The following is a 26,497-nucleotide window of genomic DNA, read 5'->3' as shown; positions in this document are numbered from 1 at the left end:
CATAAGCAGCGGTTGGGCATGTTTCGAGTCTCGAACTTCTCATCCAGAGGATCATCATGGACAGACGCGCATTCCTGCGGCTGGGTGCCGCAGTACCGGTTTCGATTGGCGCAGGGTTCGGCCCCGCGCACTCCGCCACCCCCGCCCACCCCTCCGATCCGTATCCATCCAGCGCCGGCTGGCGCGTCTACGAACTGACCACCGAAGTGCACCTGCCCGCGGCATCGGCGCCCGCCACGGTCTGGCTGCCCGTCACGGCCCCGCAACTGGGCGACTACCAGCGCACCGTATCGAGCGAATGGATCGCACCCGGTGCGCGGGCCCGTGCAGCACGCGCGGGGCGCTACGGCGTGGACATGCTGGTCATCGACTGGCCCGCCGCCACGCACGGCGCGCCGCTGTCGGCACGGGTCACCAGCACCGTGGCGCTGCGCGACCGCGATATCGATCTTGGCGCGGCGCCGTCGCGCGGCGCGGCACGATCGGCGGAATCGGCCGCCGCGCTGGCCGAGTACCGGCGGCCCACGCAGCTGATGCCCACCGATGGCATCGTGCGCGAGACCGCGCTGGCCATTACCGCGGGGCTGACCGATGACGTGAGCCGTGCGCAGGCCATCTACCAGTGGGTGGTCGACCATACATGCCGCGATGCCAGCGTGCGCGGCTGCGGCACTGGCGACGTGGTGACGATGCTGAAGACCGGCGGCGTCATGAACGGCAAGTGCGCGGACATCAACGGCCTGTTCGTGGCACTGTCCCGCGCGGCCGGCATTCCGGCGCGCGATGCGTATGGCATCCGCGTCGACGATTCGCAACGCGGTTTCCGCGCGCTGGGCAAGGCGGGCGACATCTCCAGGGCCCAGCATTGCCGCGCAGAATTCTACGCGGCCGGCTATGGATGGATTCCTGCCGATCCGGGCGATGTCCGCAAGGTCGCGCTCGAAGAAGTGCCGGGTGGCCTGCCGATGACGGACGGCAAGGTCCGGGCCGCCCGCGCCATGCTGTTCGGCGCCTGGGAAGGCAACTGGGTGGCCTACAACCATGGTCACGACGTGCGCCTGCCCGGCAGCGGCCTGGCGCCCGTGCCGTTCCTGATGTATCCGCAGGCAAAGACCGCGAAGGGTACGCTGGACAGCCTGGACCCGGCCGCATTCGGCTACCGCATCGCGTCGCGGAGGGTGGCGTGATGACGGCATCGATCGAACACAACGGTGGCGAAGTCCGCCTGACGTCGCTGGCGCACGGCGGCGGGTGCGGGTGCAAGATCGCCCCGGGCGTGCTCAGCGACATCCTGCGCAACACCCGGCATTTTCCGGCGCCGCCGGGGCTGCTGGTCGGTATCGAGACCAGCGACGACGCAGCGGTGTTCCGGCTCAACGACACGCAGGCGCTGGTTGCCACCACGGACTTCTTCATGCCCGTGGTCGACGACCCATACGACTTCGGGCGCATCGCGGCCACCAACGCCATTTCGGACGTCTATGCCATGGGCGGCACGCCGATCATGGCGCTGGCGCTGGTGGGCATGCCCGTCGACAAGCTGTCGCCGGAGACCATCGGCAAGATCCTGGAGGGCGGCGAATCGATCTGCGCCGAAGCGGGTATCCCGATTGCCGGCGGCCATTCGATCGATTCCGTGGAACCGATCTACGGACTGGTGGTGATGGGCCTCGTGCATCCCGACCGCATCCGCCGCAATCGCGACGCGCAGGCCGGTGACGTGCTGGTGCTGGGCAAGCCGCTGGGCGTGGGCGTGTACTCGGCGGCGATCAAGAAGGCGCTGCTCGACGACTACGGCTATCGGCAGATGATCGCCAGCACCACGCAGCTCAACACGCCCGGCAAGGCACTGGGCGAACTGGACGGCGTCCACGCCATCACCGACGTGACCGGCTTCGGCCTGCTCGGCCATCTGCTGGAGGTCTGCCGTGGCAGCGGGCTGGGCGCCACCATCGACATGGTGCGCGTGCCGCTGCTGCCAGGCGTGGCGGCGCTGGCGGAAGGGGGCGCGGTCACAGGGGCGTCGCGGCGCAACTGGGCCAGCTACGGCCATGACGTCACGCTGGATACCGGCGTCACGCACGTCCAGCAGGCGCTGCTGACCGACCCGCAGACCAGTGGCGGCTTGCTGGTGGCGTGCGCGCCCGATGCAGTCGACGCGGTGATGGGCATCTTCCGCAAGGAGGGATTCGGACACGCTGCGGTGGTGGGCGCGATGCACGCGGGCGCGCCAGGTGTGCGGGTGACCGCGTAGCAGGTGCGCCGCGCGCCGCGGTCAGGCGGCGTCGTGGAAGATGATCCCCAGGGTCTGCCGATGGCCGCCGTGCAGGCGGCTCACGCCATGGCGCAGGTTCACCCGGTAACTGCCTCGCGTGCCCTGCACCGGCCGCTGGCTCACGGCAAACACCACGGCATCGCCCTTGCCCAGCGACACCACTTCGGCGCGCGACTGCATGCGCGGCCGCTGCTCGGTCATCACGAATTCGCCGCCGGTAAAGTCCTTGCCGGGTTCGGATAGGAGAATCGCCACCTGCAGCGGAAACACGTGTTCGCCATACAGGTCCTGGTGCAGGCAGTTGTAGTCGCCGGCCCCGTACTGCAGCAGCAGCGGCGTAGGACGCGACTGGCCGGCGCGATGGCAGCGGGCCAGGTAGTCGGCGTGGGCGGCCGGGTAATCGGCGTCGATGCCCATCGTCGCGTTCCAGCGGTTGGCAATCGGCGCCAGGTGCGGATAGAGCGCGGTGCGCAGCGCGGCAACCACATCGGGCAAGGGGTAGGCGAAATACTTGTACTCGCCACGGCCAAAGCCATGCCGGCGCATGTCGATGCGCGAGCGGTACAGCGCGTCCTGTGGATAGAGCGCGGCCAGTGCGTCGCACATAGCGGGCGAAATCAGCGCGCGGATCGCCGTGCAGCCGTAGGCGTCGAGATCGCGGCCAATGCCGGGCCAGTCGCGTGCGTCGATCTGCTGGCGGATGGCCGCCGATACCTGTTCGGTCTTCATGTCGAAACCTCTTTTGCGAGCAGGGACAAAAATAGTCCTTGAAATGAGATCGATTCCCATTTACTATCCAACCACTGTCTGACGCACGGCACTGCCGAAACCGGACAGGCAAAGCAGGATTAGCAGGAACAGCAGGAACAGATTGCTGGGCGTGGTAGCGATGCTGATCGATACGGCGCCCGATACCGTCTTTTGTGGGGACCGCTCCGACACACGGAGCGTTTGGTAGTAGCCAGCTCCAGGAAGATCGGGAAAACATCCAGACCCCGTTTTCCCGATCGCGTCATCCTGAAGCAAGCCAGGCCACCTTTTTATTCCGCGCGCCACGCAGGCACAGCGCGCCGTCCGGAGCGACACAATGCGATCGATCCGGCGCTTCCCGCCTGCTTCCGCCACGATCCGGCGGAAGGTTGGCCGGCCAATGGCGCCGGTACCGCTTTCCGCCGCCGGTTCACCGCCTGGAGTCCTAACCGTGCGTCCCTTTGGGGCGCGAGCCGCCGCATGACTACTTCCACCGTCAACTCCGAAGCCGTTCCTCTCAAGCGCGCAGGCCTGAAAGCCACATCGCCGCGCATGCACGTGCTGGAAGCGTTCCGCAACAGCGATCGTCGCCATCTGAGCGCAGAAGACGTCTATCGGATCCTGCTCGACCTCGATGTCGATGCGGGGCTGTCCACCGTCTATCGCGTGCTGAACCAGCTGGTGCAGGCCAATATCCTGTTGCGCCACAGCTTCGAATCGGACCATGCCGTGTTCGAACTCAACGAGGGCGGCCATCACGACCACCTGATCTGCATCAGCTGCGGCGTGGTGGAAGAGTTCAGCGACGAAGGCATCGAACAGCGGCAGAAGCAGGTAGCCGCGCAGAACGACTTTGTCCTGCGCGAGCACATGCTGGTGCTCTATGGGCTGTGCCCGGCCTGCCAGGAGTCGGATGTCGAAAACGACACCGGCATCATCCGGAAGTAGCGCGGACGTTTCTTACACAAACACCAAGTGTCGTTACAAAGGCGTGCAATCGGTAATACGCCAGATGGGTAGAGTGGAGCCATAGCACCTCACCCACTGGTGATTACGATGAAAAAGCGCCCCCTGTACCTCTCCCTTCTCGTTGCCGGCGCCGCCGCGCTGGCTACGTCCACCGCTGCCATGGCGCGCGTCGATGTCGACGTGAACCTTGGCGTGCCCATCGCCCCGGCCCCGGTTGTGGTTGCCCCGGCCCCGGTCTATGTCCAGCCCCAGCCCGTCTACGTGGCGCCGCCGCCCCCGCCGCCGGTGGTATATCGTCCGGCCCCGCCCGTAGTCGTAGCTCCGGCGCCCGCCGTGGTGATCGGCTGGCATAACGACCGTTACTGGGATGGCCGCCGCTGGTACGACCGACGCCAATATCAGGCGTGGCACGACCATGGCCGCGGCCCCGATCACTATCGCGGCGATGACCATTACCGCGGTGACGACCGCGGCTACTACCGCCGCTGATCGCGGGGGATCTGCTGTCTGCCCATCATGACCGGGCCACGGCCGGCGCAGGCGCCGGCGTGGCAGGTCGCAGCACCAGCCAGACCGCCGCACCGATCAGCAACATGCCGGCCGCGTGCGCCCAGGACAGCGTCTCGCCCAGGAACATCCAGCCCCAGACGATGCCGAACGGCGGAATCAGGAACGTGACGGTCAGCGACCGCACCGGGCCAAGATCGGCGATAAGCCTGAAATACAGCACGTAGGCAATGGCGGTGCAGAACATGCCCAGGCCCAGCATGCCCGCCCAGACGCCAACCCCGGCCGCCGGCAGCGTGTTTTCGTGGATCAGCGCCGCCGCGCTGAACGGCAACAGGAACAGCGTGGCACCGACCAGGCTGCCGCCCGCCACCAACCGGCTGTCCAGCCCGCCGCGCGCCGTGATCCAGCGGCGTGTCAGAAACCCCGCCAGGCCATAGCACGATGTGGCGACCAGGCACGCCACCGCACCCAGCAATACATCGTGCGAGAACACCACCGGCCCGGTGCGGGTCAGCACCGCCACGCCACCCAGTCCCAGCAGCACCCCGGCCGCCTTGGCGCGCGTAAGCCGTTCGGCAAAGAACAGCGAGCCGATGACCACGCCCATCAGCGGCGTCATGGCGTTGAAGATGGCCGAGTAACCGGCCGGCAGCCACAGCGCAGCGATCGAATACATCACAAACGGGATACCGGAGTTGATGATGCCCAGCATGACCACGGCAGGCCACTTGCCTTGCATGTCCCATTTCAGGCCAAGCATGGGCAGGCACGCCGCCAGCGTCACGGCACCGATCAGCACACGGAAGAATGCGGTCGGCAGCGGTCCGAGCACGGGCGCCGCAATCCGGATAAACAGGAAGCTGGCTCCCCAGATGGCGGAAAGCAACAGGAGACGAAACAGGTCGGCGGGCTTCATCAGTTCAGTTCAGGCAATGATTGGGTTCAAAGACGATAAACCGTTGCGGTAGTGCGACAAATACGGCACTTTACATCGTTCTAGCCCGATTTCGGCGCGGGTCCATGCCCCTCATTTCAGCGCAAATCCACGCCCATGGCTGGCTGGAAGCGGACATGCGCCACGGCGTACAGGTACGACGAGGTGGCGAAAAACCGGTCAAATGCCGCCCAAAAACGGGGCAAAACCGGCGAATGTTGCATCTTCGCCGCAATATCGCTTTCGAAAGCCTTACGAAGTCACCCCCCCGAGGTAGGGGGCATTACCACAGCGCGTGACATCGCGTATTCAGTTCCATTAAAATCTGCCCTGCGCCAGAGTTAATTGACCCCTCCGACGCATTCCCGACAAGCCGCCAGGCAAATCCTGGCGGCTTCTTTTTTTTTCTGCTGTCGAGAATCACGTATCGTAAGACTACGAGGCGTGTAAGGGGATGGGCAGCTTCGTTCACGTTGCATTCCCGCGTCAACCGCCACCCCTGGTTTTGCGTTGCCTGCCACATGAAACGACAGTTCCTCGGCTTGCTAGCCCGCGTCTACGTCATGCAATTCGCCATGGAGGTGCCCGCCACCGTGGCCATGCTTGCAGAAATGCTCATGGAATACGGATTCCAGGTGGACATCGGCACCGTCCGACCTCTGCTGCGCGCGCTGCAGATGGAAGGCTATCTCGAAAGTGTCCTGCGTGACGGCATCGGGCGTGTCTACCTGCTGACCGAGCAGGGCCGCGAAGAGCTGGCGAGCAGCCGGTCGCGCATCGACGACCTGTATCGCCGCCTGCACAATCCCACCGGGGTCGGCGAGCCGGCCATTGTCACCACGAATTCCTGAGCGCCCCCGCTCGTACGAAACCCGGCCGCGCGCCCAGGCGCCCGCCGGGTTTCTTTTTTGCCGAAGCGTACCCGTTTCTGCGTGGGTGTTTTGCTGCCCTGTCTGGCAGCGTGTCAGCCCAGCAGCGCCACGCACCAGACGAACGACAACCACAGATGCCGGCGCTCCGCCGGCGCCATGCGTTGCATCTCGAAGCGCTCAAGCCGTGCGCGCCGCGGCATGCAGCGTGTCAGTGCGCGACCCATGGCAACAATCCTGCCCAGCGTCTTTCTCATCATGGCGACCCCTCCTCATGGCTGGCGAGCGGTGATGGTCCTGCCGTGCCCGCCCCGTGCCCATGGAAAACCTTGTTGGCGCATTATTGGCGAATTCGCGGCGCGCAATGCCCTGAGGTGACCGGGCTTTTGGGCGCAAGCAAGCCGATTGAACGCACGGCGCGGCGGCCGCGATGACGCTGACACGGAAAGTTCACGCGGCGTCGGCAAACCCTTTTCCGCCCAGCAGAATCTGGCGCAGCGCGTCGAGCCCCACGGGCTGGCAGAACAGGAAGCCCTGCACCGCGTCGCAGCCTTCGCCCCGCAGAAAATCGAACTGCGCCTTCGACTCGACGCCCTCCGCCACCACCTGCAGGTGCAGCTGGTGGCCCAGCGCGATGATCGCGGCGGCCACGGCGCGGTCGTGCCCCGGCATGGCAAGGTCATCGACAAACGATTTGTCGATTTTCAGCTTGCTGATCGGCAGGCGCGTCAGATAGCCCAGGCCCGAATAACCGGTGCCGAAGTCGTCGATCGACACCCCCACGCCAAGCTGCCGCACACGGCGGAACGTCTCGATCGTCTTCTCGCCGCCATCCACCAGGATGCCCTCGGTGACTTCGATGGTCAGGCTGCCCGCGGGCAGGTCGGCGGCCTGCAGGCACTGCGCCACGGTTTCCGGAAAATTCGCCTGCCGCAGCTGCAGCGGCGAGATATTGACGGCCACGTCGATGTCGAGACCTAGTTCGTTGCGCAGTGACTGGATCTCGCGGCAGGCCGTCGCCAGCGTCCACGCGCCCAGTGTGCCGATCAGGCCGCACTGCTCGGCCACGGGGATAAACTCGGCGGGACGCATCGGGCCACGTTCGGGCGTTTCCCACGCGATCAGGGCTTCCACGCCCACCATGGCCAGCGTGGCGACATCGACGATGGGCTGGTAGCGCAGCCGGAATTCCTGCTCGGCCAGCGCGCGGCGCAGCAGCGCCTCGATGGTGAAACGTGCCAGCGACGCCTGCGCCATCTCGGTGGCAAAGCGGCGCAACTGCGCGCGGCCGTCCTGCTTGGCGGCGTACATCGCCGAATCGGCCGACTTCATCAGGTTGGTCAGCGTATCGCCATCATCGGGATAGACGGCCATGCCCAGCGACGGCGTCACGCGCAGCGACTGGCCCGCGATCTGCAGGTCTTCCGATACCCGCGCCAGGATCTTGGCCGCAGCCAGTTCGGCTTCGCTGTCGTGGCGCAAGCCGCCCAGCACCACTGCGAATTCGTCGCCGCCCATGCGGGCCACCACATCGCGCGGGCGCACCGCGCCGCGAATGCGGTCGGCGATGGAGCGCAGCACGTCGTCGCCCACCGGATGCCCCAGCGTTTCGTTGATGTGCTTGAAGTGGTCCAGGTCCAGCAGCAGCAGGGCCACGCGATGACCATGGCGGCGCGCGTCTGCCAGCACCGCCTCGGTGCGTGCGTTCAGCTCGGTGCGATTGGGCAGGCCGGTCAGCGCATCGTGCTGGGCCAGGTGCCGGATGTACTCGTCCACGCGCCGGCGTTCGGTCAGGTCGTGCGCAATGACCAGGAAGCCGCCTTCGGTGCTGCCATCGGCCAGGGCCGTTACCGTCAGGTGCACGGGCAGCCGCGAGCCGCCCTTGCGCAGGTAGGTCCAGTCGCGGCCGTCGGTCACGCCCAGGCGCGCCTTGGCGACCAGCGCCGGCAGCCCCGGCTCGACGGTCTCGCCGATCTCGTCCGACAGTTCGCGCGCATGCGCGGCCACCTCGTCGGCATCGTGCAGGCTGGCGTAGGGCATGCGGCCGACGAGTTCGGTTTCGGCATACCACAGCATGCGCTGTCCGGCGCGATTGATGCCCGTGATCATGCCGCAGGCATCGAACGTGATGACACAGAACGGCGCGTGGTCCAGCAGGCGTGCATAGCGCAGGCTGGCCGTGGCGGCGCTTTGCTCGGCGCGTGCCAGGCTTTCGCGCAGCCCGGCCGCCACCGCGCTGCCCGCCTGCCCGGCAAGCGAGGCCTGCCGGCGGGCATCGTGCCGCTCCCGCGCCAGCCGGAACGCCAGCCATGCCATCAGCCATGTAGCCAGCGCGCCCAGTGCCAGCACGCGCAGGCCGTAGCGGCCGGCATGCGTGGCTTCGAAGCCGGGCCGGGTGGCGGCGCGAAGCGTCCAGGTACGGCCGCCGAATTCGATTTGCCGCTCGGCCTCGATCATCGGCTTGCGGTGGTCGTCGCGGCGCTCGGCCTCCGGTGCGCTGCCCGACAACAGGCTACCGGCGGCACTGGTGGAACCTTCGAACAGCGTCAGCACCAGATCGCCCGATACGCCGCCGCTTACGCCACGCATCAGGTCGCCCAGCCGCAGCGAGACGTACACCACGCCGGACAGCGCCTCGCGCCGTTCGGCGGTGGTGGCGGACGGCACGCCCGCCGGAAACACCGGCGCATAGAGCAACGCGCCGCGCTGCGGTGCCTGGGCTTCCACTTCGCGAATCAGGTCCAGGCCCTGGGTCAGCCGGGGCTGGCCGCTGTCGCGCGCCGCCTCCAGCGCCGCACGGCGTGCCGGATCGCTGAGCAGGTCGAAGCCCAGCGCCCGCGCATTGCGGCCGCTCGGCGGCTCGTTGTAGAGAATCGGGGCGTACTGGGCACGCTCGCCCGGCGGATAGACCTCGAAGTCGCCCACGCCATCGGCATGGACGCCCGCCACGACGCCCGGCAGCCGCGCCTGCGGCACGAGCGGGGCGTAGCCGATCGACTGCGTGCCGGTCGGCAATTCGTCGAGCTGGGCCGAATACAGGTAATTGCGCCACTGCGCCCGCGTGGTGTGGTCATTGGCGGCCATCAGGGCGGCGGCACCGCGCAGCAGGCGTTCGTTTTCCTGCAGGCGGTCGGTCAGCGCGTCGGCGGTGCGCCCCAGCATCGCACCCACGTCCTGCTCGGCCACCCGCCGCTCCAGGCCGGTGGCGACGTGCCATGCCCCCGCCGTCAGCAGCGTCCCCCCTGCGGTGACCAGCAGCGAGAGCACGACGGGAGACAGCAGGCGCGATTTCATGAATGGAATGGGGCGGAATAGGGTCGGGCGTAGATTCATGGTGCCCGGCATGCCGGGCTCGGGCATACATTACGCAACATTGACCGCCGCACTATAACCCGCCCACTTACGCCCGCACAGTGGCGGCACACACACATGCGAGCCACACGCGAGCCGCCGTGCCCGAAGGGCGCCTGGCGCCGGACTCGAGACATGTCAAACCCCGGGTTGCCCGGGCTGCCTCAAACGGGTGAGCCGTGATACCTTCGGCTGCCTTGTCATACCCTTGCATTGGAAAGTGCAGGCGCGCCGGAAGACCTTTCGGACGCCAGGCCCCCTTCAGCCGCCCTGCCTTCAGGCTCACCGCCTTTCCATGCCGGCATCGCAACTGGACCCATGCCCCGATTCCTGCCATCGCTCAAGGCGCGCATTGCGCTCATCACCACGGTGCTTGCCGCCGTGCTGGGCAGCGGCATCGTGCTCGGTTCGCTCTACTACGCGCACCGCGACCTGCAGGATGTGCTGCAGAACCAGCAGGACTCGATCGTCAAGCTGTCGGTGGACCAGCTCGATACGGCCATGGAAGACCGCATCGTGATGCTGACGCACCTGGCGCCGCAACTGAGCGGGCCGATGTCGGCCACGCACGGCATGTCGCCCGAGGCGCTGCGCAACCGGCTCAGGGAGATCGTGACCCGCACGGTGCCTGTGCCCGAGGCCTTCGATTCGGTGCTGGTGGCCGATGCCGACGGCACCCTGCTCAACATGGGCGGCGCCGCCCCGGCCGATATCAGCGACCGCGCCTATTTCCGGGAAGCGGCCCGAACCCGCAACGTGGTGGTGGCCGCCCCGCTGCGGGCACGCATCGACGGCTCGATGGGCGCGTTGCTGGCGGTGCCGATCCTGTCGCGATCCGGCACGTTCCTGGGCCTGGTGGCCGGCTGGCTCAACCTCGGGCATCCGAACTTCCTGGTGGAGATCGGCCATAGCCGGCTGGGGATCACCGGGTTCTACTGCCTGGTGTCGGCCGGCGCGGCGCCGGTGTATATCCAGCATCCCGACCCCGCGCAGGCCCACCAGCCCGCCAGCGCCGCCGGCAACACCTGCGGTGTCGACGACAATGCGGGACCGCTGGAATTCCTTACCCCCACGCGCCCCGTGATCGCCCGGCGGCTGATGGCTACCACGGGCTGGGAACTGGTCGCCGTGCTGCCGGCGCACGAAGCCTACACACCGCTGCGGCAGTTGCAGCGGCGCTTCCTGATGATGTCCGGCATCGTCCTGGCCGTGGTGGCCCTGCTGATCTGGCTGGCGGTACGCAGGTTGCTGACACCGTTGTCACGGCTGCATCAGGTGGTACGCGACAGCGCCAGCGACGTGGACGCCTTCGAACGGCTGCCACAGCGGCCGCAGCGCGACGAGATCGGCGATGTCACGCGGGCCTTCATCCGCCTGATGCGCGACGTGCGCCAGCGCGGGCAGCAGCTGGCACGCAGCGAGCGCCGGCTACGCGCCGTGACCGATACCCTGCCCGCGCTGCTGGCCTTTATCGACAACGACGAGCGCTACGTCTTCAACAACGCGGCGTATGAAAGCGCGTTCAGGCTGTCGGTCGAGCAGATCCGTGGCATGACCGTACGCGAACTGCTGGGCGATGAACGGTACCTGCGCGCCCGCCCGCACCTGCAGCAGGCGCTGGCGGGCAGCGTGGTGAGCTTCGAGGGCGAGTACGTATATCCGCACCACCACTGGATGGAAACCAGCTATCGCCCCGAATGGAGCGAGGACGGCAAGCAGGTGGTGGGCGTGCATATCCACGTGCTGGACATCACCCAGCGCAAGCAGGAAAACCAGCGGCTGTCCCATCTGTCGCGCACCGATCACCTGACCCAGTTGCAGAACCGCGGCGCGTTCGAGGCGCATCTGCGCGACGCCATGGCGCTGAGCCGGAGCGAGGATCAGCTGATGGCGCTGCTCTACCTGGACATGGACCGTTTCAAGGCCGTGAACGACATCCACGGTCACGCCACCGGCGACCTGCTGCTGCAGTCCTTTGCATTGCGGTTGCGCCGCTGCGTGCGCAGCCAGGACCACGTGGCACGCCTTGGCGGCGACGAATTCGCCGTGATCCTGCCCGACATCGAATCCCCGGCGGGGGCGCGGCGCGTGGCCGAAGCCATCCTGGAATCGGTGGGCCGGCAGTTCTATTTCGATGGGGTGGTGACCGATGTGGACGTCAGCATCGGCGTGGCGCTGTATCGCGGCACGCCGCTCAGCGAGGAAGCGCTGATGCGCATGGCCGATGTGCTGCTGTATCGCGCAAAGGCGCTGGGCCGGGGCCGCTACGAGATCGGCCCGGCGGAATTGCTGGAAGTGGCGGCGTGACCGGCTGCCAGCGCAGGTGAGTGACGACTTTCGGCGCTGAAAGCCGCCACGCCGGCAGGCGGCAGCGCCCGGTCAGTGCTTGGTCGATTCGTCGGACGCATCCGACGCCAGCGGCGCGTCGGCGTCGAACGGCACATGGCGGCCATCCGCCGACTGGTAACCGAGCTTGGCGTTCTCGCCCATCATGCGCTCGTAGGCCAGCATGGCTTCGGCCACAGCCTTCGATTCGCCCTTGAACACCACCACGTCGTTGCCGCAGTTCGGGCACTGGCCGCCGAACACCGCGTCGATGCCACGCAGCCCCGGAGCGGGAATGGCGTCGAAATTCGTAAACGCGGTCTTGCAAGATCCGCAGACCAGCTGTGCGGGCCGCAGCGCGTCGATGCGCGCCTGTGCCTGCTGCGCCCGTTCCTCGGGCGTACCCCGCCGTTTTGCCTCACCCATGATGCTGTCCTTTCCACTGGCGGATTGTGTCAATCACTGCCTTCTGCACGCTTCGTCGGTCATCCGCCACTTGCCGGAGCAACCACGCGCGTCACAGAATCATTGCAGTGGCGGCCATTGTAGAACAGTCGGACGACTGGGCCGTGAACCCGGTGCAGCAGCCCGCAAGCCGGCATGGTCGCGGCCCGCCTGCTATTGTGGATAACGGTTGCCTACCCCTTATCCCCCTTGGAGGACACCGATGATTCGACCCACCGTGCAGGAAAACTTCAACCGTTACGCCGATTGCATCGCGGCATGCAATGCCGCCGCTGCCGCTTGCCTGAAGTGTGCCGCGGCGTGCCTGGAAGAGCCCGACACGAAGAAGATGACCCGCTGTATTGCGCTGGACATGGACTGCGCCGGCATTGCCAACCTGGCCGCGTCGTACATGCTGCGCAACAGCGAGTTTGCACCGCTGGTCTGCGAAGACTGTGCCGAAGTGTGCAAGTGGTGCGCCGAGGAATGCGAGCGGCACGATCATTGGCACTGCCAGGAATGTGCCAAAGCGTGCACCACCTGTATGGAAATGTGCCTGAAGATGACCGCCTGACCCCCTCGTCCGCGTTGATCGCACCATAGATCGACCCGGGCATTTTGCCAGGCAACCGCCGCCGGCCGCGCTTGCAAGCACACGCCGGCGGCAGGGCTATGCGACGCATATGCCACCGGACGGCTATCCTCTAGGTCTGCTCAGATTCAACTGTGACCTCTTTCCTGTAGGAGTCAGTCCATGTCCGAGAAGTCCACCGCCACCCGCATCGAGAAAGACAGCCTGGGAGACGTTGCCGTCCCCGCCGATCATCTCTGGGGTGCGCAGACCGAAAGGTCACGTCAGAATTTTCGTATTGGCAGCGAGAAGATGCCGCCGGCGCTGATCGAGGCCTTCGCGGTCCTGAAACTGTGCGCCGCGCGTGCCAACCGCGAACTGGGCGTGCTCAAGCCAGACGTGGCCGACGCCATCGAGAAGGCCGCCGAGGAAGTGATCGCCGGCAAGTGGCCGGCCGAATTCCCGCTGTCGGTCTGGCAGACCGGTTCCGGCACGCAGACCAACATGAACCTCAACGAGGTCATCTCGAATCGCGCCATCCAGATGCTGGGCGGCGAGGTGGGCAGCAAGAAGCCGGTACACCCGAACGACCACGTCAACGCCAGCCAGTCGTCGAACGACAGTTTTCCGACGGCGATGCATATCGCCGCCACTCGCGCCATCCAGCAGACACTATTGCCGTCGCTGGAGAAACTGCAACAGACCTTCGCAAAGAAGGTGGAAGCCTTCTCGGATATCGTCAAGGTTGGCCGCACCCATCTGCAGGATGCGGTGCCGCTGACGCTGGGCCAGGAATTTTCTGGCTACATGACGCAGGTGGGCGATGCACAGTCGCGCCTGCAGCAGGCCATGCTGCGCGCGATGCCGGTGCCCCAGGGCGGTACGGCCGTGGGCACGGGCCTGAACGCACCGCAAGGCTTTGCCGCCGCCTTCGCGCGGGCACTGGCCGGCTATACCGGCCTGCCGTTCGAACCGGCACCGAACCGCTACGCACTGCAGGCCGCGCACGATGCGCTGGCCGACCTGTCGGGCGCACTCAATACCACGGCGTCGTCGTTCCTGAAGATCGCCCGCGATTTCATGCTACTGGGCTCCGGCCCGCGCGCAGGCTTTGCCGAACTGCAGTTGCCGGCCAACGAGCCGGGATCTTCGATCATGCCCGGCAAGGTCAATCCGACCCAGGCCGAGGCACTGGCCATGGTCTGTTGCCGCGTGATCGGCAACCACACCACGGTCACGCTGGCAAACAGCCTGGGCACGCTGGAGCTGAACGCGTACAAGCCCGTCATCATCTACAGCCTGTTGCAGTCTGTGACACTGCTGGCCGATGCGGCCGCCAGCTTCGCCGAGCACATGGTGGAAGGCGTGGAGCCCGACCGTGCCCGCATCCAGGAACTGCTGGAGCGCTCGCTGATGTCGGTGACCGCGCTGAATCCGCATATCGGCTATGACAAGGCCGCCGAGATCGCCAAGCTGGCGGTCAAGAAGAACCTGTCGCTGCGCGAAGCGGCCATCGATTCGGGCCACGTCACCAACGAGCAGTTCGACCAGTGGATTGACTTCAAGGCGCTGACCAGAGAAGTCTGACGCCGATCCCATCAGGCAAGGCGGAACGGCCGGCGGTGTTGCGCGGTCTATGCGTAACACCGGCCGCACGGCGCAACCCCGCGCGCAACTCAAGATCCTGCCATGTTCCGCTTTCGCCTTTCTCTAGCCTTTGCCCTGCTCGTGGCGCTGGTCTGCATCCAGGCCGGCTTTGTCTACTGGGGTGCCAACCGCGTCAACGACTACGCGCAGCACAGCCGGCTTGCCAGCGACATCCTGTCTGAACTGCTGGACCTGTCCGCCAACAAGCAGCGGCTGCGCGTGTGGGCATCGCAGCGGCTGATGAATGCCGATGCCGCGCCCGAGGTGCGCGACCGCGTGCTGGACAGCATGAAGACCGGCGCGGCCAGACTGCGGGAACTCGCGCAGCGCGACATCGTGCTCTGGAATGAAATATCGGCGCTGGACGGGGTGCCCATCCCGCCCGAAGTCAACGCGCTGGCCAGCATGACGGACCTGCTTGGCGACAATATCGTCGCCGTGGAAAAACGGCTGGTAGCCCTGCAGCCGTTGCCGCGCGACGCCGACTTCGCCGGGGTATGGCAGGAACTGAATGACGTCTTCGACAAGGCCCGCGGCCGCGATTTGAGGGAACTGCTATATGGCGCGATCGATCGTCAGCGGGCTGCCGTGCCCCTGGCGCGGGCCGCCACCGAGCGCGGGCTGGACCGGGTGCGCGCCCAGGCCTTCGGCATGGCGGCCGTGACGTTGCTGGCCGCCATCGTGCTGGCCTGGCAACTGGGGCGACGCCTCAAGCGTCCGCTGGACCAGTTGCTGGAAGGTGTGGGCGCGCTGCGCGCCGGCGCGCTGGACTACCGCCTGCCGATCCGCTCGGGCGACGAGTTCGAGCACGTGGCCGAAGGATTCAATGCCATGGCCGCCGAACTGCAACAACACCGTAGCGATGCCGATGCGGCCCGGCGCCGCCTGGAGGACGCCGTCCAGGCGCGCACTGCCGAACTGAGTTCCGCGCATGAAACGCTCCAGCGCATCGACCAGCGCCGCCGGCAGCTGTTTGCCGACCTGGGCCATGAACTGCGCACCCCCACCACCGCCATCCGGGGCGAGGCCGAGATCGCGCTGCGCGGTGGCGAGAAGCCTGCGCAGGAATACCGCCAGGCGTTGCAGCACATCGTCGGCGCCGCCGAACAGCTGACCGGGCATATCAATGATCTGCTACTGATTGCCCGTGCCGAGGCTGACCAGCTCGTCATGCAGCCGCAGAGCGTGGCGCTGTTGCCGCTGCTGCAGGACGCCGCCGACTTTGCCGATGCGCTGGGCGCCGAGCATGACGTGCGCATCCAGCTGCAATGCCCTGACACGACCGGCGGCATCACGGTCATGGCCGACGCCGACCGGCTGCGCCAGGCCATTGTGATCCTGCTCGACAATGCCATCCGCTATTCGCCGCGTGGCAGCACCGTGTCCCTGCGCTGCCATGCGGCGCCGACCGGCGTGCGCATCGAAGTGGAGGACCGTGGCATTGGCATCGATGCCGACGAACTTGCACTGGTGTTCGAACGTTTCGTGCGGGGCCGGCGCGCCCGGGCGCATCGGGCCGACGGCACCGGCATCGGCCTGTCGATTGCGCAGGCCATCGTCCAGGCCCATCACGGCAGCATCACGCTGACGCAGGTCGAACCTCACGGTACGCGTGCATGTATCGAACTCCCCGGCGGCCCCCATGCTGTCGTTACCGCCAACGCCACCCCACACCATGAACATCCTGGTCATTGAAGACGACGCGCGCGTCGCCGATTTCCTGGTGCGCGGCCTGCGGGCCGAGGGTTATCTCGTCCAGCTTGCGCGCACCGGCCCCGAGGGCCTGGACATGGCCCGCCGGGGCGATGCCGCGCTGTTGCTGCTGGACCTGATGCTGCCCGGCATCAACGGCCTGGAGCTGTGCCAGACACTGCGGGCCGAGCGCAATCATGTGCCGATCCTGATCCTGACATCGCTCAGCGATGTGGGCGACCGCGTGGCCGGCCTGCGACTGGGCGCCGACGACTACCTCACCAAACCGTTTGCGTTCGAGGAACTGCTGGCGCGAATCGAAGCGCTGCTGCGACGCGGACGCGAGCAACAGCCCAAGGCCCAGCAACTGCAGGTAGCCGACCTGGTGCTCGACCGCGAGCGCATGCAGGTCACGCGAGGTGGCAACCCCATCACACTGACCGCAAAGGAGCTGGCCTTCCTGGAACTGCTGATGAACGCCCCGGGACGCGTGTTCAGCCGCGAGCGCATTCTGTCCAACGTCTGGGGCGCCAACGAAGACCCGCTGACCAATATCGTCGATGTCTACGTGCGACGCCTGCGCGGCAAGATTGACGACGGTCACACGCTGCCGCTGTTGAAGACCGTGCGCGGGCTGGGCTACCGGATCGACGACGCGCCCTGAGCATCACGCCCCGACAGTGCAACGCCGCTGCGGCAGTCTGTTCATCTTCCGTTCATCCTTTCGTCAGGCTCGCTTCATTGAACGCGCGGCCTGCGGTTAACGTTGGCGCCCGAGAATCAACCTGTGCCGATTCACCGGCACCGCACCCACCAGGGTGCGATGACGAGTCTGATCACAGGAAACTTCGATGAAATACGTGGGTGCCGCTTCTCTTATCACCGTCGCCGCAGGCGTTCTGTTTGCTTCGATGCCCGCCACCGCGCAGACCGCCGCCAAGGCGCCGGCGCCGCAGGCATGTGCAGCCGCGACCGAGCAGCAGATTGCCGGCCTGTTCGATCGCTGGAACGATTCGCTGCGCACTGGCGATCCGGACAAGGTCGTGGCCAACTACGCGCCCGATGGCGTGCTGCTGCCGACCGTGTCGAACCAGGCCCGTAACACCCCGGCGGCCATCAAGGACTACTTCGTCAAGTTCCTCAAGAACAAGCCGCAGGGCACCATCGACGACCGTTTCATCCGGATCGGCTGCAACGTGGCGCAGGACGTGGGCAACTACACCTTCCGCTTCGCCGACGGCAGTGCCGTCCATGCGCGGTACACCTATGTGTATGAGTGGCAGAACGGCAAGTGGCTGATTGCACATCACCACTCCTCGGCCATGCCCGAGCCCGCCGCCAAGCACTGATCGCCTGGCGGGTGCACAAGAAAAAGGCGCCGGATTACTCCGGCGCCTTTCCTTTTTTGGCGCATTGACGATGTTCAATGGCCTGGTTCCGGAGAACCGGCCGGATCAGATGAACTGTCCGAGCACAAACACCCCTGCCGCCGCACCACATACCAGGCCAATGCCCCGGCCAATCAGCATGTTGTCGAGTTCATCGTCCAGCACGAATGGATCGCGGCCGTGCCACAGGGTGCGCTTGAGCAGCGGGCGCGGGAACACGATACAGGCGGATACCCCCATCCCGGCCAGCACATATGTCAAGCGCCCTTCTCCCAGCGCGTCGAGCGGTAGCAGTGCCAGCAGCACCATCACCAACACCGTCACGATCACAGACAGGAAGATGCCGCCGAACAGGCAATCCACGGGATGTTTCATGATTCACTCCTGATCCGAAAGCACGCGCGATGGCTCGCCCAGTGTTTCCGTCGACGATTCCGTCGAGGATTCATCCGCCGATTCGGCGCGCGCGGCAACCAGCCCGAGCAGATGACCGTTGACACGCGTCACCACCTCGCTCCAGCCACCAGCCGCCTGATTGCGGAACAGTCTCATCGTCGGATACCAGGGGCTGTCCTCGCGCACGAGGTGCCAGCGCCAGTCCCCATAGCCGGGCAGCAGCAGCCACGTCGGCTTGCCCAGCGCGCCCGCCACGTGGGCGACGGAGGTATCCACCGTCAGCACGAGATCCATCGCCGCGATGGCCCGCGCCGTATCCATCATGGTGTGCGTCGCGACGCCCACGTCATGGAAGTTCTCGAGCCGTTTGGCGTACGCAGCAGCCTCGTCGGCACCGGCGCCCTTCTGCAGGCTGTAGAACTCCACGTCCCGATGGGCAAACAGCGGGTCCAGCACCGAAAGGGACGGGAGCGAACGGTACCGGTCGTTCTCGTGCGTCGGCGCCCCCTTGAACGCGATGCCTACCTTCAGCGCGCCGGCCCTGCCCGCGAGTTCGAACGCCGGCATGCCCTGCGGGATTCGCAGGTAAGGCACCGAATCCGGCAGGGCGTCGAGCTCCACCGGCAGGAAGGCCGGAATGTCGTGCGGGTAGACCCAGAAGTCATGGACCGGCAACGTGGCCGTCTGGTCGACCGCCACCACGGCGTCCGCCTCGCCCGATGCCTCGAAAAGCCCCACCAACAGCTTCTGGCACACCACCGTCACCGTTGCCGCGCCGGCCTGGTCACGCAGCATCTGCGCAAAGCGCAGGAAGAAAATCTCGTCGCCAAGGCCAAACTCGCTCCAGATGACAATGGACTTGCCCTGCAGCGGCTGGCCGGTCCATTCCGGGATGTCTGCCGGCGGTTTGGCGGTGGTGCGGCGCTGCCAGGGCCACGGCCTGACGCGCTCCGCCCGCAGCTGGAATCCCTCGTGGATCTTCCCGGCCGAAATCAGGTGCAGGAACTGGTACAGCTTGGGCTCCCATTCTTCCGGCAGGCGTTCGACGGCCTGGCCCCACAGTGTCTCGACCTCGGCGTTGAGGTTCCAGCGCTGCAGCAGCAGCGCCGCCCGCCGCGTGACATCAAAACGGTACGGATAAGTGCGCACAGCGCCCAGACATTCGCGCAGGCAGGCTTGCGCATTCTGGGCGCGGCCGGCCACCAGGAAGAATTCGTCGGGCGTGGGCACCTGCCGCTTGCGTAGCACGACTTCGATCGCCCGCTCGGCCAGCGAACCCGACGCGTCGCGCGCGCCGCCGTTGTCCACATGGTGATCGCGAACCACGGAAATCCGTTCGCAGGCGGCAATCGCCGCGACCGACCGCACCATATCCAGCACATTGACCGATGCCGGCAGCGTGCTGGCCGGCTTGCAGACCGTAAAGCTTGCACGGCGCGACGGATCGATCTGGCTCGGCCATTTGCCCTCTTCTTCCAGATCCTCGTCCGGGACGGTCAGCACCAGATAGCCGCCTGGCTTCAACAGGTCCAGCCAGCGCGCCAGCGTCCTGGTCGGATTGACCACGTTCTGCAGGCATTGACCCGCGTTGACGAAATCGAACGCGCGCTCTTCGACGCCCGGTACCGCCGCGACGTCGCCATGCCATGGCACCACGCGCGTTACACGCGGGAACAGGCTGCGGCTTGCGCCCAGGTCAGATTCGCGAACGCCGATATCCAGGCCGACACCCGCGAAGTAATGCTGGACGAAACACGGATCATGCGCGCGGCGCAACGCCGCCTTGATCGACGAATTCATGATTGCAGCGCCTTGCTGCGGGTCGGCAGCTTCTGGCGCCAGATTTCCTCGATCCGCTCGCCAAGGATCTCCGGCCGCCCCTTGAAGATGAGTTTCTCGATCGCACGCGGACCTGCCAGCTTCGCGGTCAGGGCATCGCGCTCGGTCCGGTTCTCGATCAGGCGCAGCGCGGCATCGACATACGCTTCCTTCGTCTTGGCAATGGTCCATTCCGGGAAGCCAAGCCGGTGGAACATCCCTTCGTCGATATGTTCGTGGACTTCCCTGCCGGTCTTGCATACGCCCACCAGGCCGGCCCAGACGGTATCGACAATGCCATTGGTGTTGCCGAACGGGAACGGGTTAAGGAACATGTCGCAGCCCGCAATCACCTTCATGTAGCTGTGGTAATTCTGGTGCTTGTACACCACGGCGTCTTCGCCGACGATGCGCCGTACCAGATTGCGAACCTGCGGGAACACCAGCCCGCTGGCCTGGCCCACCAGGAAGTGGAACTGCACCGGCACCTTGGACTTGCGCGCAATCGCCGCGCACGTTTCCAGGAAGCCTGGATTGAGCTTGATCGTGGTGCCGGCAATGGCGATCTTCACCACGTCGGCCTTCGACGGGGTCTTTTTCGGCAACTCAAGCTCCAACATGGCTGCGGGCGGGCGGTACGGCATGCCGTCGGACGGCAGTTTCAGCAGCTTTTCGCTGAAACACGATTCGTCGCCGACATAGTCTTCTTCCACCACAACGTAGTCCATGGCATGGCCGTGCGTGGTGGCCGGATGCCCCAGCGCCATCATCTGCAGCGGCGCCACGCGCAGGCAGCCCAGCACCATCGTGATCGGGAACATGCCCACGCTGGGCATATACATCGCCTGCGCCTGGTATTTCTCGCTCGTATCGCGGATGTGGCGCGCATGGTCCCACACATTGTTGCCCTCGATCGGGATGAACTCGTGGAACACTTCCCGGCCCGCGTCGTCCACGCGGTCGCCGTAGCCCATCCCCACCAGGTGGAAGCGATCGCGCATCGCCACCATGGTCTGCGAGTGAGTGCGGTAGATCGAATGGTTCTTCGAGAACCATTCCAGCACCACCAGCAGCACGGGCTTGCCTTTGCCTGCCACGGCAGCCGGGCGTTCGACATCGAACATGCCAAGCGTTGCCAGCTTGCGCCGGATCAAGGTGTTGATCGGCTTCTTGATATCGTGCTTGCTCGCGATGTCGGCATAGCTGCAGTGCATGTAGACGTCGTGCATCACGCCCATCGGCAACACGTCGACGCTATCGATCTGGTCCAGCCGTTCCGGCAGCCAGCGCAGCAGCAATTCACGCTTGCCATGGGCCGACGGTGTGGCCAGGAAGCGCGACGACATCATGGCCATTGCCAGCCCGGCGGTCACCACCTTGTTGTGCGCCCAGAGCGCGTCCCAATCCAGGCGGACTTCGGATTCCGGCAGATAGAACAACTGGAACTTGCGCAAATCGGACGTCCGCAACTGCAGCGAATAACGTGCTTCTTCGTCGAGCCCCAATGTCCGCAAGACATGATCGGCATTGCGGAACGGGCTGGCCGCGAACATCGCCGCCAGCCATCGCTGGTATTGCAGCAGCAGCGCCCCACCGTGATCGGTGATACGGAATTCCGGATCGGTCGCCAGGCTGCTGATGGCCGATGTCAGCCGCGTCAGCAGGTGATCGTCCATGATGTCGCGGGCCTCACCCGACTGCGCCCATTCATCGATATCCATCAGGATGCCGTAGTGGTTGTCGATGCGATTCAGCAAGGCCACCAGTTCGCGGCCTGCTTTTTCATGTTCGCGGCGATAGCAGAGATATTCGAACTTGTTAATGCTGAAGATGGAGGGCTTGGTCATGATGATTTTCCTGTAGAGAGATGATCGATCCGGTCTTGCTGGCGCTCGCCAGCCGCCTTACGGTTTTATTTGCTCCATGTCACCGATAGCCAGTACTGCGTTGGTTTCTTGCCGGGATCTACCCAGGACGTGGACGAGAATCCATAGGCTTTTGAAATGGACGCGGAAACGGTGGCACCAATGGGCGTCAGCCAGTCGATACCCAGGCCATAACCCGAGAGAATCCGGCGATTGCTGACGCCGGGAACGTTGATGTAGGTCGATTCCCAAAAGGGCCACGGGTTATGGTTGACGCGGCCGATGGCGAAGTCCGAGAAAATGCCGAACTGGACCTGATGACCGGCCGCCACGGGAATACGCTTGTAGGCGCCGGCGTTCAGCACGACGCCATCGTCGAACGACCCTTCGTCGGCACGATAGGCACGCACCGCATTGGGGCCGCCCACGCCAAGCTTTTCGCTCGGGTCCAGGTTCTTGCTGGCGAGTTGTCCATGCACCTGGCCGGTCAGAAACAGATCGCCACTGCGATTCAGTCCGTATTTGCCAAAGCCGGTGGTGGTGAATTTTCCGTAGGCGCCCGCCACCTGCGTCGCGGCATTCCAGCCTGGCGTGTCGTTACTCTGATGCCCGACCGTCAGCGCAAGCTCGCCACTCCAGATATCGCTGCGCAATTGCTGCGCCCGGTCGCCGTTGTTGGCCTGAACAGAGAAGCGCAACGCATTCAGCGTGCTGTGCGCCACATAGAAGTTCTTGTAATCGGTATTCGTCCGGCTATATAGGTACGAAGCGCCGGCCCAGATATTGGCATCGAGCCCGCGCGTAATGGGATAGAGCAGACCCGCTTGCAGGGTATTGGCGATGCCCACGACTTGCGTCACAGCATTGATCGAGTATTGCTGACGGGTAAAACCACCCGTGACACGCAAGCCATCGTCGAGAATCGGCATGCTGCCAGTCAGCGAACCGGTCCACATCTTCTTCTCGGTGCCGGTCAAGGTCAGCGCATAGCTCTCTCCCAGGCCAAAGAAATTATTGCCCGATGCGGTGACGCCAAGCCGGTACAGCCCGGTCGATTCGATACCTTTGTTATCGATGAAAACGTCGCCTGTGATGGGATCACCGCGTTGCGCAAGGCTGAAACGCACGTTGATGTCGCCGGAACCACCGCCTGGAGAGAATTGGGGCGCCGCGGCAATCGCCACGCCCGGCACGTCCTGCAACAATTGCGTGGCGCGCTCCAGACGGCTGGTCTGCAACAGGCATACCCCATCGAGCGCTTCGGCGCCGCACAAGGCCTTCGTGATCAGCCGCTGCAACCGTACGTCCTTGACGCGCGACTGGTTGTCGATCTGGATCTCATGGATGCGGCCGGGAAAGGCAGTGAACACCAGCGGCTTGCCTTGCCGGGCCGCGCGCCAGTTCTGTTCGGTCAGCAGTACCTGACCGACCGGGAAGCCGCCTTGCCGCAACGCATTGGTGAGGCTGTCGGACCATTGATCCACCTCAGCCAACGTTGCCGGTGTGGTACCCAGGCGCGATGCCGCACCCTGCAGAACGCGCACAACCGAATCTGCCGCAGGGCTTCCTGCGGGAAACACGCTGAATTCCACGGCCTTGTGCGCCGACGTCACTGCAACGACTGACGCCGCAGGCTCTGCCTGAACAGCGTCTGCCATTACCAACCATGGCAATGTGCAGGCGAAGCGCTGTATTTTTTTCTTTATGTTTCTGAATTTCCGCGACATGGAAATGGATGGATTCGGTGAGTTCTCTGCACTTGCTACATCTGCGAATCGGACTGTTGATCAGTGCGTCGCTATTTCTGTAAAAATGGTAGAGCGGCTTTCACCCGCGCCGAATAGCAGAATCCTTGAATTTCGCGACCAGAATCGATTCCATGGCCCTTTTCCACCGGGGGTGGCCGCGATTGCCGCGTGATCTCCCTGCACCGCCAGATGCCGGATCGTCCCTGGTGCGAGTTTGGCAGGTAGTTTCGAAAATCGAAATGAAAATGGTCCATTCCAATTTCCGACAAAACAGAATCCTGAAATGGAGAAACGAGTGGACCAAATAACGCGAAATGGAAACGCGTCGGACACCCTCAACTTCGAGTGTCCGACGCGACCTGGCCCCGATTAGCCAGGGCCAGGACGTAGCCGGTGCCATCTGGCACCCGCTACGTCACTATTGACCGCCGATGCCCGTTGCAGCAGCAGGGGTCGGCGATGCAGCCGATTCGGTCGAAGCCTTCAGCCAGCCGTGAGACTTCACCACGTACGGCTTGCCATCCTTGATGCCGCTTTCCGTATAGAAGAACTCGCGCGTCTGCGTATTCACCGACAGATCTGCCTTCATCTTCGTTTGCGGATCCTCGGAGACGTAGTGCTTGACGCCGTCGGCACCGTCGCGGAAGTCCAGGCTGCGCTCCAGCTGGCCGGTGCTGGTGGCGATCTTGACCTTGGCGACATTCGCACTGGCGTCGACCTCGACCGCCTCCAGCGTGGCACCGGCCCATGCCTCTTCGCCAAGTTCCACCGTCATCGCTTGCGGCGATGCCAGGTGCCAATCGGCGCCGAACAGATCGCTCCAGAAATACGCGACGCCCGCACCCAGGCCAATGGCACCGGCAGCACCGGCTACGGCCGCGCCCGCCCCGCCGCCCGAGCCACCTGAGTCGCCACCCGAACTACCGTTCGAGCCATTCGATCCGTTGCCGCCGCCTGACCCGTTGCCGCCATCTGATCCATTGCCTCCGTCTGAACCATTGCCGCCGTCTGAACCATTGCCCCCGTCCGATCCATTGGAACCATTCGAGCTGCCGTTGCCGGAGATGTTGCTCACAGACCCATGATCCCCAGGATTGAGCGTTCCGTTGGTGTTATCGATGCCAGAACCGTTGGACGAATTCCCCGAGACATTGGTCGAACCGTTGCCGCCTGTGTTGATGGTGCCGTTACCGTTGTCGATACCGGTACCGTTGGTGGTATTGCCCGAGATGTTGGTCGAGCCATTACCGTCCGTGTTGATCGACCCATTGCCGTTATCGATGCCAGTACCGTTGGTCGAGTTGCCGGAGATGTTTGTCGACCCGTTGCCGCCGGTGTTGATGGTGCCATTGCCGTTATCGACACCCGTGCCGTTCGTCGAGTTACCCGAGACATTGGTCGAGCCGTTGCCATCGGTGTCGATGGTGCCGTTGCCGTTGTCTACACCGGTGCCATTGGTCGAGTTACCCGAGACGTTGGTCGAACCGTTGCCGCCGGTGTTGATGGTGCCGTTTCCGTTATCGACGCCCGTACCGTTGGTCGAGTTGCCGGAGACGTTGGTCGAGCCGTTGCCGTCGGTGTCGATGGTGCCGTTGCCGTTGTCTACACCGGTGCCATTGGTCGAGTTGCCGGAGACGTTCGTCGAACCGTTGCCGCCGGTGTTGATGGTGCCGTTACCATTATCGACACCGGTACCGTTGGTCGAGTTGCCGGAGACGTTGGTCGAGCCATTACCTCCCGTGTTGATGGTGCCGTTTCCATTGTCGACACCCGTACTGTTTGTCGAGTTACCCGAGACGTTGGTCGAGCCATTACCGCCAGTATTGATCGACCCATTTCCGTTATCGACACCCGTACCGTTCGTCGAGTTACCCGAGACATTGGTCGACCCGTTGCCACCGGTGTTGATCGAGCCGTTTCCATTGTCTACACCTGGGCCGTCAGTCGAATTACCCGAGACGTTGGTCGAGCCATTGCCATCGGTATGGATCGACCCATTGCCGTTATCGACACCCGTGCCGTTCGTCGAATTGCCCGAAACATTGGTCGAGCCATTACCGCCCGTGTTGATGGTGCCGTTACCGTTGTCTACGCCGGTACCGTTGCCAGAGTCACCCGTAATGTTCGTTGCGCCGTTGCCGTCGGTATGGATCGATCCATTGCCATTATCGACGCCAGTACCGTTCGTCGAGTTGCCCGAGACATTGGTCGAGCCATTGCCACCGGTGTTGATGGAACCGTTGCCGTTGTCTACACCTGGGCCGTCGGTCGAATTACCCGAGACGTTCGTCGATCCATTGCCATCGGTATGGATCGATCCATTGCCATTATCGACACCAGTACCGTTCGTCGAGTTACCCGAGACATTGGTCGAGCCATTACCTCCCGTGTTGATGGTGCCGTTTCCATTATCGACACCCGTACCGTTTGTCGAGTTACCCGAGACGTTGGTCGAGCCATTGCCACCCGTATCGATGGTGCCGTTTCCGTTATCGACACCCGTCCCGTTGGTCGAGTTGCCCGAGACATTGGTCGACCCGTTGCCGCCGGTGTTGATGGAACCGTTGCCGTTATCAATGCCGGTCCCGTTGCCAGAGTCACCCGTAACGTTGGTTGAGCCGTTGCCATCGGTGTAAATCGATCCATTGCCGTTATCAACACCGGTACCGTTCGTCGAGTTGCCAGAGATGTTGGTCGCGCCGTTACCGTCCGTGTTGATCGCGCCATTGCCATTATCTACACCTGGGCCGTCGGTCGAATTACCCGAGATATTCATCGAGCCATTGCCACCGGTGTTGATGGTACCGTTGCCGTTGCCTACGCCCGTTCCGTTGGTCGAATTTCCCGAGACGTTGGTCGAACCATTACCGTCGGTGTTGATGCGACCGCCGTTATCGACGCCAGTGCCGTTCGTCGAGTTGCCGGAAACATTGGTCGAGCCATTA

General features: G+C 64.6%; 21 protein-coding genes. 11 read left to right on the top strand and 10 right to left on the bottom strand.

Annotation, left to right across the window (positions count from 1 at the left end; translation table 11 throughout):
- The first annotated feature begins 56 nt into the window (after positions 1–56).
- Both A9J21_RS25645 and selD read left to right on the top strand, forming a co-directional pair.
- A complete protein-coding gene (locus tag A9J21_RS25645) occupies positions 57–1,187 on the top strand; it encodes a transglutaminase-like domain-containing protein (RefSeq protein WP_066740617.1) in 1,131 nt (376 codons plus the stop codon).
- A complete protein-coding gene (selD, locus tag A9J21_RS25640) occupies positions 1,187–2,254 on the top strand; it encodes a selenide, water dikinase SelD (RefSeq protein WP_066740614.1) in 1,068 nt (355 codons plus the stop codon). The genes A9J21_RS25645 and selD overlap by 1 nt, the downstream gene beginning before the upstream one ends.
- A 21-nt stretch (positions 2,255–2,275) precedes the next feature.
- On the opposite strand, the gene A9J21_RS25635 is transcribed toward selD, so the two are convergent.
- Complete coding sequence (locus tag A9J21_RS25635) at positions 2,276–3,004, bottom strand: 2OG-Fe(II) oxygenase (protein ID WP_066740612.1); 729 nt, start codon at positions 3,002–3,004, stop codon at positions 2,276–2,278.
- Between the two features lie 501 nt (positions 3,005–3,505).
- On the opposite strand from A9J21_RS25635, the gene fur reads away from it, so the two are divergent.
- Positions 3,506–3,973, top strand: coding sequence for a ferric iron uptake transcriptional regulator (gene fur / locus A9J21_RS25630; protein WP_066740608.1), 468 nt, complete (start codon positions 3,506–3,508; stop codon positions 3,971–3,973).
- A gap of 108 nt (positions 3,974–4,081) precedes the next feature.
- A complete protein-coding gene (locus tag A9J21_RS25625) occupies positions 4,082–4,483 on the top strand; it encodes a hypothetical protein (protein WP_066740606.1) in 402 nt (133 codons plus the stop codon).
- A gap of 25 nt (positions 4,484–4,508) precedes the next feature.
- On the opposite strand, the gene A9J21_RS25620 is transcribed toward A9J21_RS25625, so the two are convergent.
- Complete coding sequence (locus tag A9J21_RS25620) at positions 4,509–5,420, bottom strand: DMT family transporter (RefSeq protein ID WP_066740605.1); 912 nt, start codon at positions 5,418–5,420, stop codon at positions 4,509–4,511.
- 539 nt (positions 5,421–5,959) lie between these two features.
- On the opposite strand from A9J21_RS25620, the gene A9J21_RS25615 reads away from it, so the two are divergent.
- Entirely contained in the window at positions 5,960–6,289 is a 330-nt protein-coding gene (locus tag A9J21_RS25615; RefSeq protein ID WP_066740604.1) for a PadR family transcriptional regulator, read from the top strand.
- A gap of 113 nt (positions 6,290–6,402) precedes the next feature.
- Here A9J21_RS25615 and A9J21_RS31745 read toward each other — a convergent pair whose 3' ends face one another.
- Both A9J21_RS31745 and A9J21_RS25610 read right to left on the bottom strand, forming a co-directional pair.
- Positions 6,403–6,567: a hypothetical protein gene (locus tag A9J21_RS31745; RefSeq protein WP_156546172.1), complete on the bottom strand. Its 165-nt coding sequence runs from the start codon at positions 6,565–6,567 to the stop codon at positions 6,403–6,405.
- A 190-nt stretch (positions 6,568–6,757) separates the two neighbouring features.
- Positions 6,758–9,601, bottom strand: coding sequence for an EAL domain-containing protein (locus tag A9J21_RS25610; protein WP_082926602.1), 2,844 nt, complete (start codon positions 9,599–9,601; stop codon positions 6,758–6,760).
- Between the two features lie 375 nt (positions 9,602–9,976).
- Here A9J21_RS25610 and A9J21_RS25605 point away from each other — a divergent pair, with 375 nt between their 5' ends.
- Positions 9,977–11,965 carry a diguanylate cyclase domain-containing protein gene (locus A9J21_RS25605; protein WP_066740602.1) on the top strand — a complete coding sequence of 663 codons (1,989 nt, stop codon included), beginning with the start codon at positions 9,977–9,979 and terminating at the stop codon, positions 11,963–11,965.
- A gap of 72 nt (positions 11,966–12,037) precedes the next feature.
- Here A9J21_RS25605 and A9J21_RS25600 read toward each other — a convergent pair whose 3' ends face one another.
- Complete coding sequence (locus A9J21_RS25600; protein ID WP_066740600.1) at positions 12,038–12,409, bottom strand: hypothetical protein; 372 nt, start codon at positions 12,407–12,409, stop codon at positions 12,038–12,040.
- A 241-nt stretch (positions 12,410–12,650) separates the two neighbouring features.
- On the opposite strand from A9J21_RS25600, the gene A9J21_RS25595 reads away from it, so the two are divergent.
- The 5 genes from A9J21_RS25595 to A9J21_RS25575 all read left to right on the top strand — a co-directional run bounded on the left by A9J21_RS25595 (position 12,651) and on the right by A9J21_RS25575 (position 17,686).
- Complete coding sequence (locus A9J21_RS25595; protein ID WP_066740597.1) at positions 12,651–13,001, top strand: four-helix bundle copper-binding protein; 351 nt, start codon at positions 12,651–12,653, stop codon at positions 12,999–13,001.
- A 180-nt stretch (positions 13,002–13,181) separates the two neighbouring features.
- The gene (fumC, locus tag A9J21_RS25590; RefSeq protein ID WP_066740595.1) at positions 13,182–14,585 is read left to right on the top strand and encodes a class II fumarate hydratase; all 1,404 of its coding nucleotides are present in this window, start codon (positions 13,182–13,184) and stop codon (positions 14,583–14,585) included.
- 102 nt (positions 14,586–14,687) lie between these two features.
- Positions 14,688–16,340 (top strand): cell wall metabolism sensor histidine kinase WalK, encoded by a 1,653-nt coding sequence (locus A9J21_RS25585; RefSeq protein WP_066740593.1) that lies wholly within the window; start codon positions 14,688–14,690, stop codon positions 16,338–16,340.
- Positions 16,321–17,001 (top strand): response regulator transcription factor, encoded by a 681-nt coding sequence (locus A9J21_RS25580; RefSeq protein WP_066740591.1) that lies wholly within the window; start codon positions 16,321–16,323, stop codon positions 16,999–17,001. The genes A9J21_RS25585 and A9J21_RS25580 overlap by 20 nt, the downstream gene beginning before the upstream one ends.
- A 187-nt stretch (positions 17,002–17,188) precedes the next feature.
- Positions 17,189–17,686: an SgcJ/EcaC family oxidoreductase gene (locus A9J21_RS25575; protein WP_066740589.1), complete on the top strand. Its 498-nt coding sequence runs from the start codon at positions 17,189–17,191 to the stop codon at positions 17,684–17,686.
- A gap of 105 nt (positions 17,687–17,791) precedes the next feature.
- Here the strand turns inward: A9J21_RS25575 and A9J21_RS25570 are convergent, their stop codons facing one another.
- The 5 genes from A9J21_RS25570 to A9J21_RS32080 all read right to left on the bottom strand — a co-directional run.
- Positions 17,792–18,100 carry a hypothetical protein gene (locus A9J21_RS25570; protein ID WP_066740587.1) on the bottom strand — a complete coding sequence of 103 codons (309 nt, stop codon included), beginning with the start codon at positions 18,098–18,100 and terminating at the stop codon, positions 17,792–17,794.
- 3 nt (positions 18,101–18,103) lie between these two features.
- Positions 18,104–19,921 (bottom strand): methyltransferase domain-containing protein, encoded by a 1,818-nt coding sequence (locus tag A9J21_RS25565; protein ID WP_066740586.1) that lies wholly within the window; start codon positions 19,919–19,921, stop codon positions 18,104–18,106.
- Complete coding sequence (locus tag A9J21_RS25560) at positions 19,918–21,786, bottom strand: peptide transporter (RefSeq protein WP_066740584.1); 1,869 nt, start codon at positions 21,784–21,786, stop codon at positions 19,918–19,920. The genes A9J21_RS25565 and A9J21_RS25560 overlap by 4 nt, the downstream gene beginning before the upstream one ends.
- A 65-nt stretch (positions 21,787–21,851) precedes the next feature.
- Entirely contained in the window at positions 21,852–23,531 is a 1,680-nt protein-coding gene (locus A9J21_RS25555) for a ShlB/FhaC/HecB family hemolysin secretion/activation protein (protein WP_066740582.1), read from the bottom strand.
- 439 nt (positions 23,532–23,970) lie between these two features.
- Positions 23,971–26,497: S-layer family protein (locus A9J21_RS32080; protein WP_197497568.1), on the bottom strand; the 2,527-nt coding region annotated here is incomplete at its 5' end.

The sequence above is a fragment of the Cupriavidus sp. D384 genome, assembly GCF_001652915.1.
Classification (GTDB): domain Bacteria; phylum Pseudomonadota; class Gammaproteobacteria; order Burkholderiales; family Burkholderiaceae; genus Cupriavidus.
Note: the sequence above shows the minus strand (reverse complement) of the source record. Positions and strands in the feature narration are given on the sequence as shown.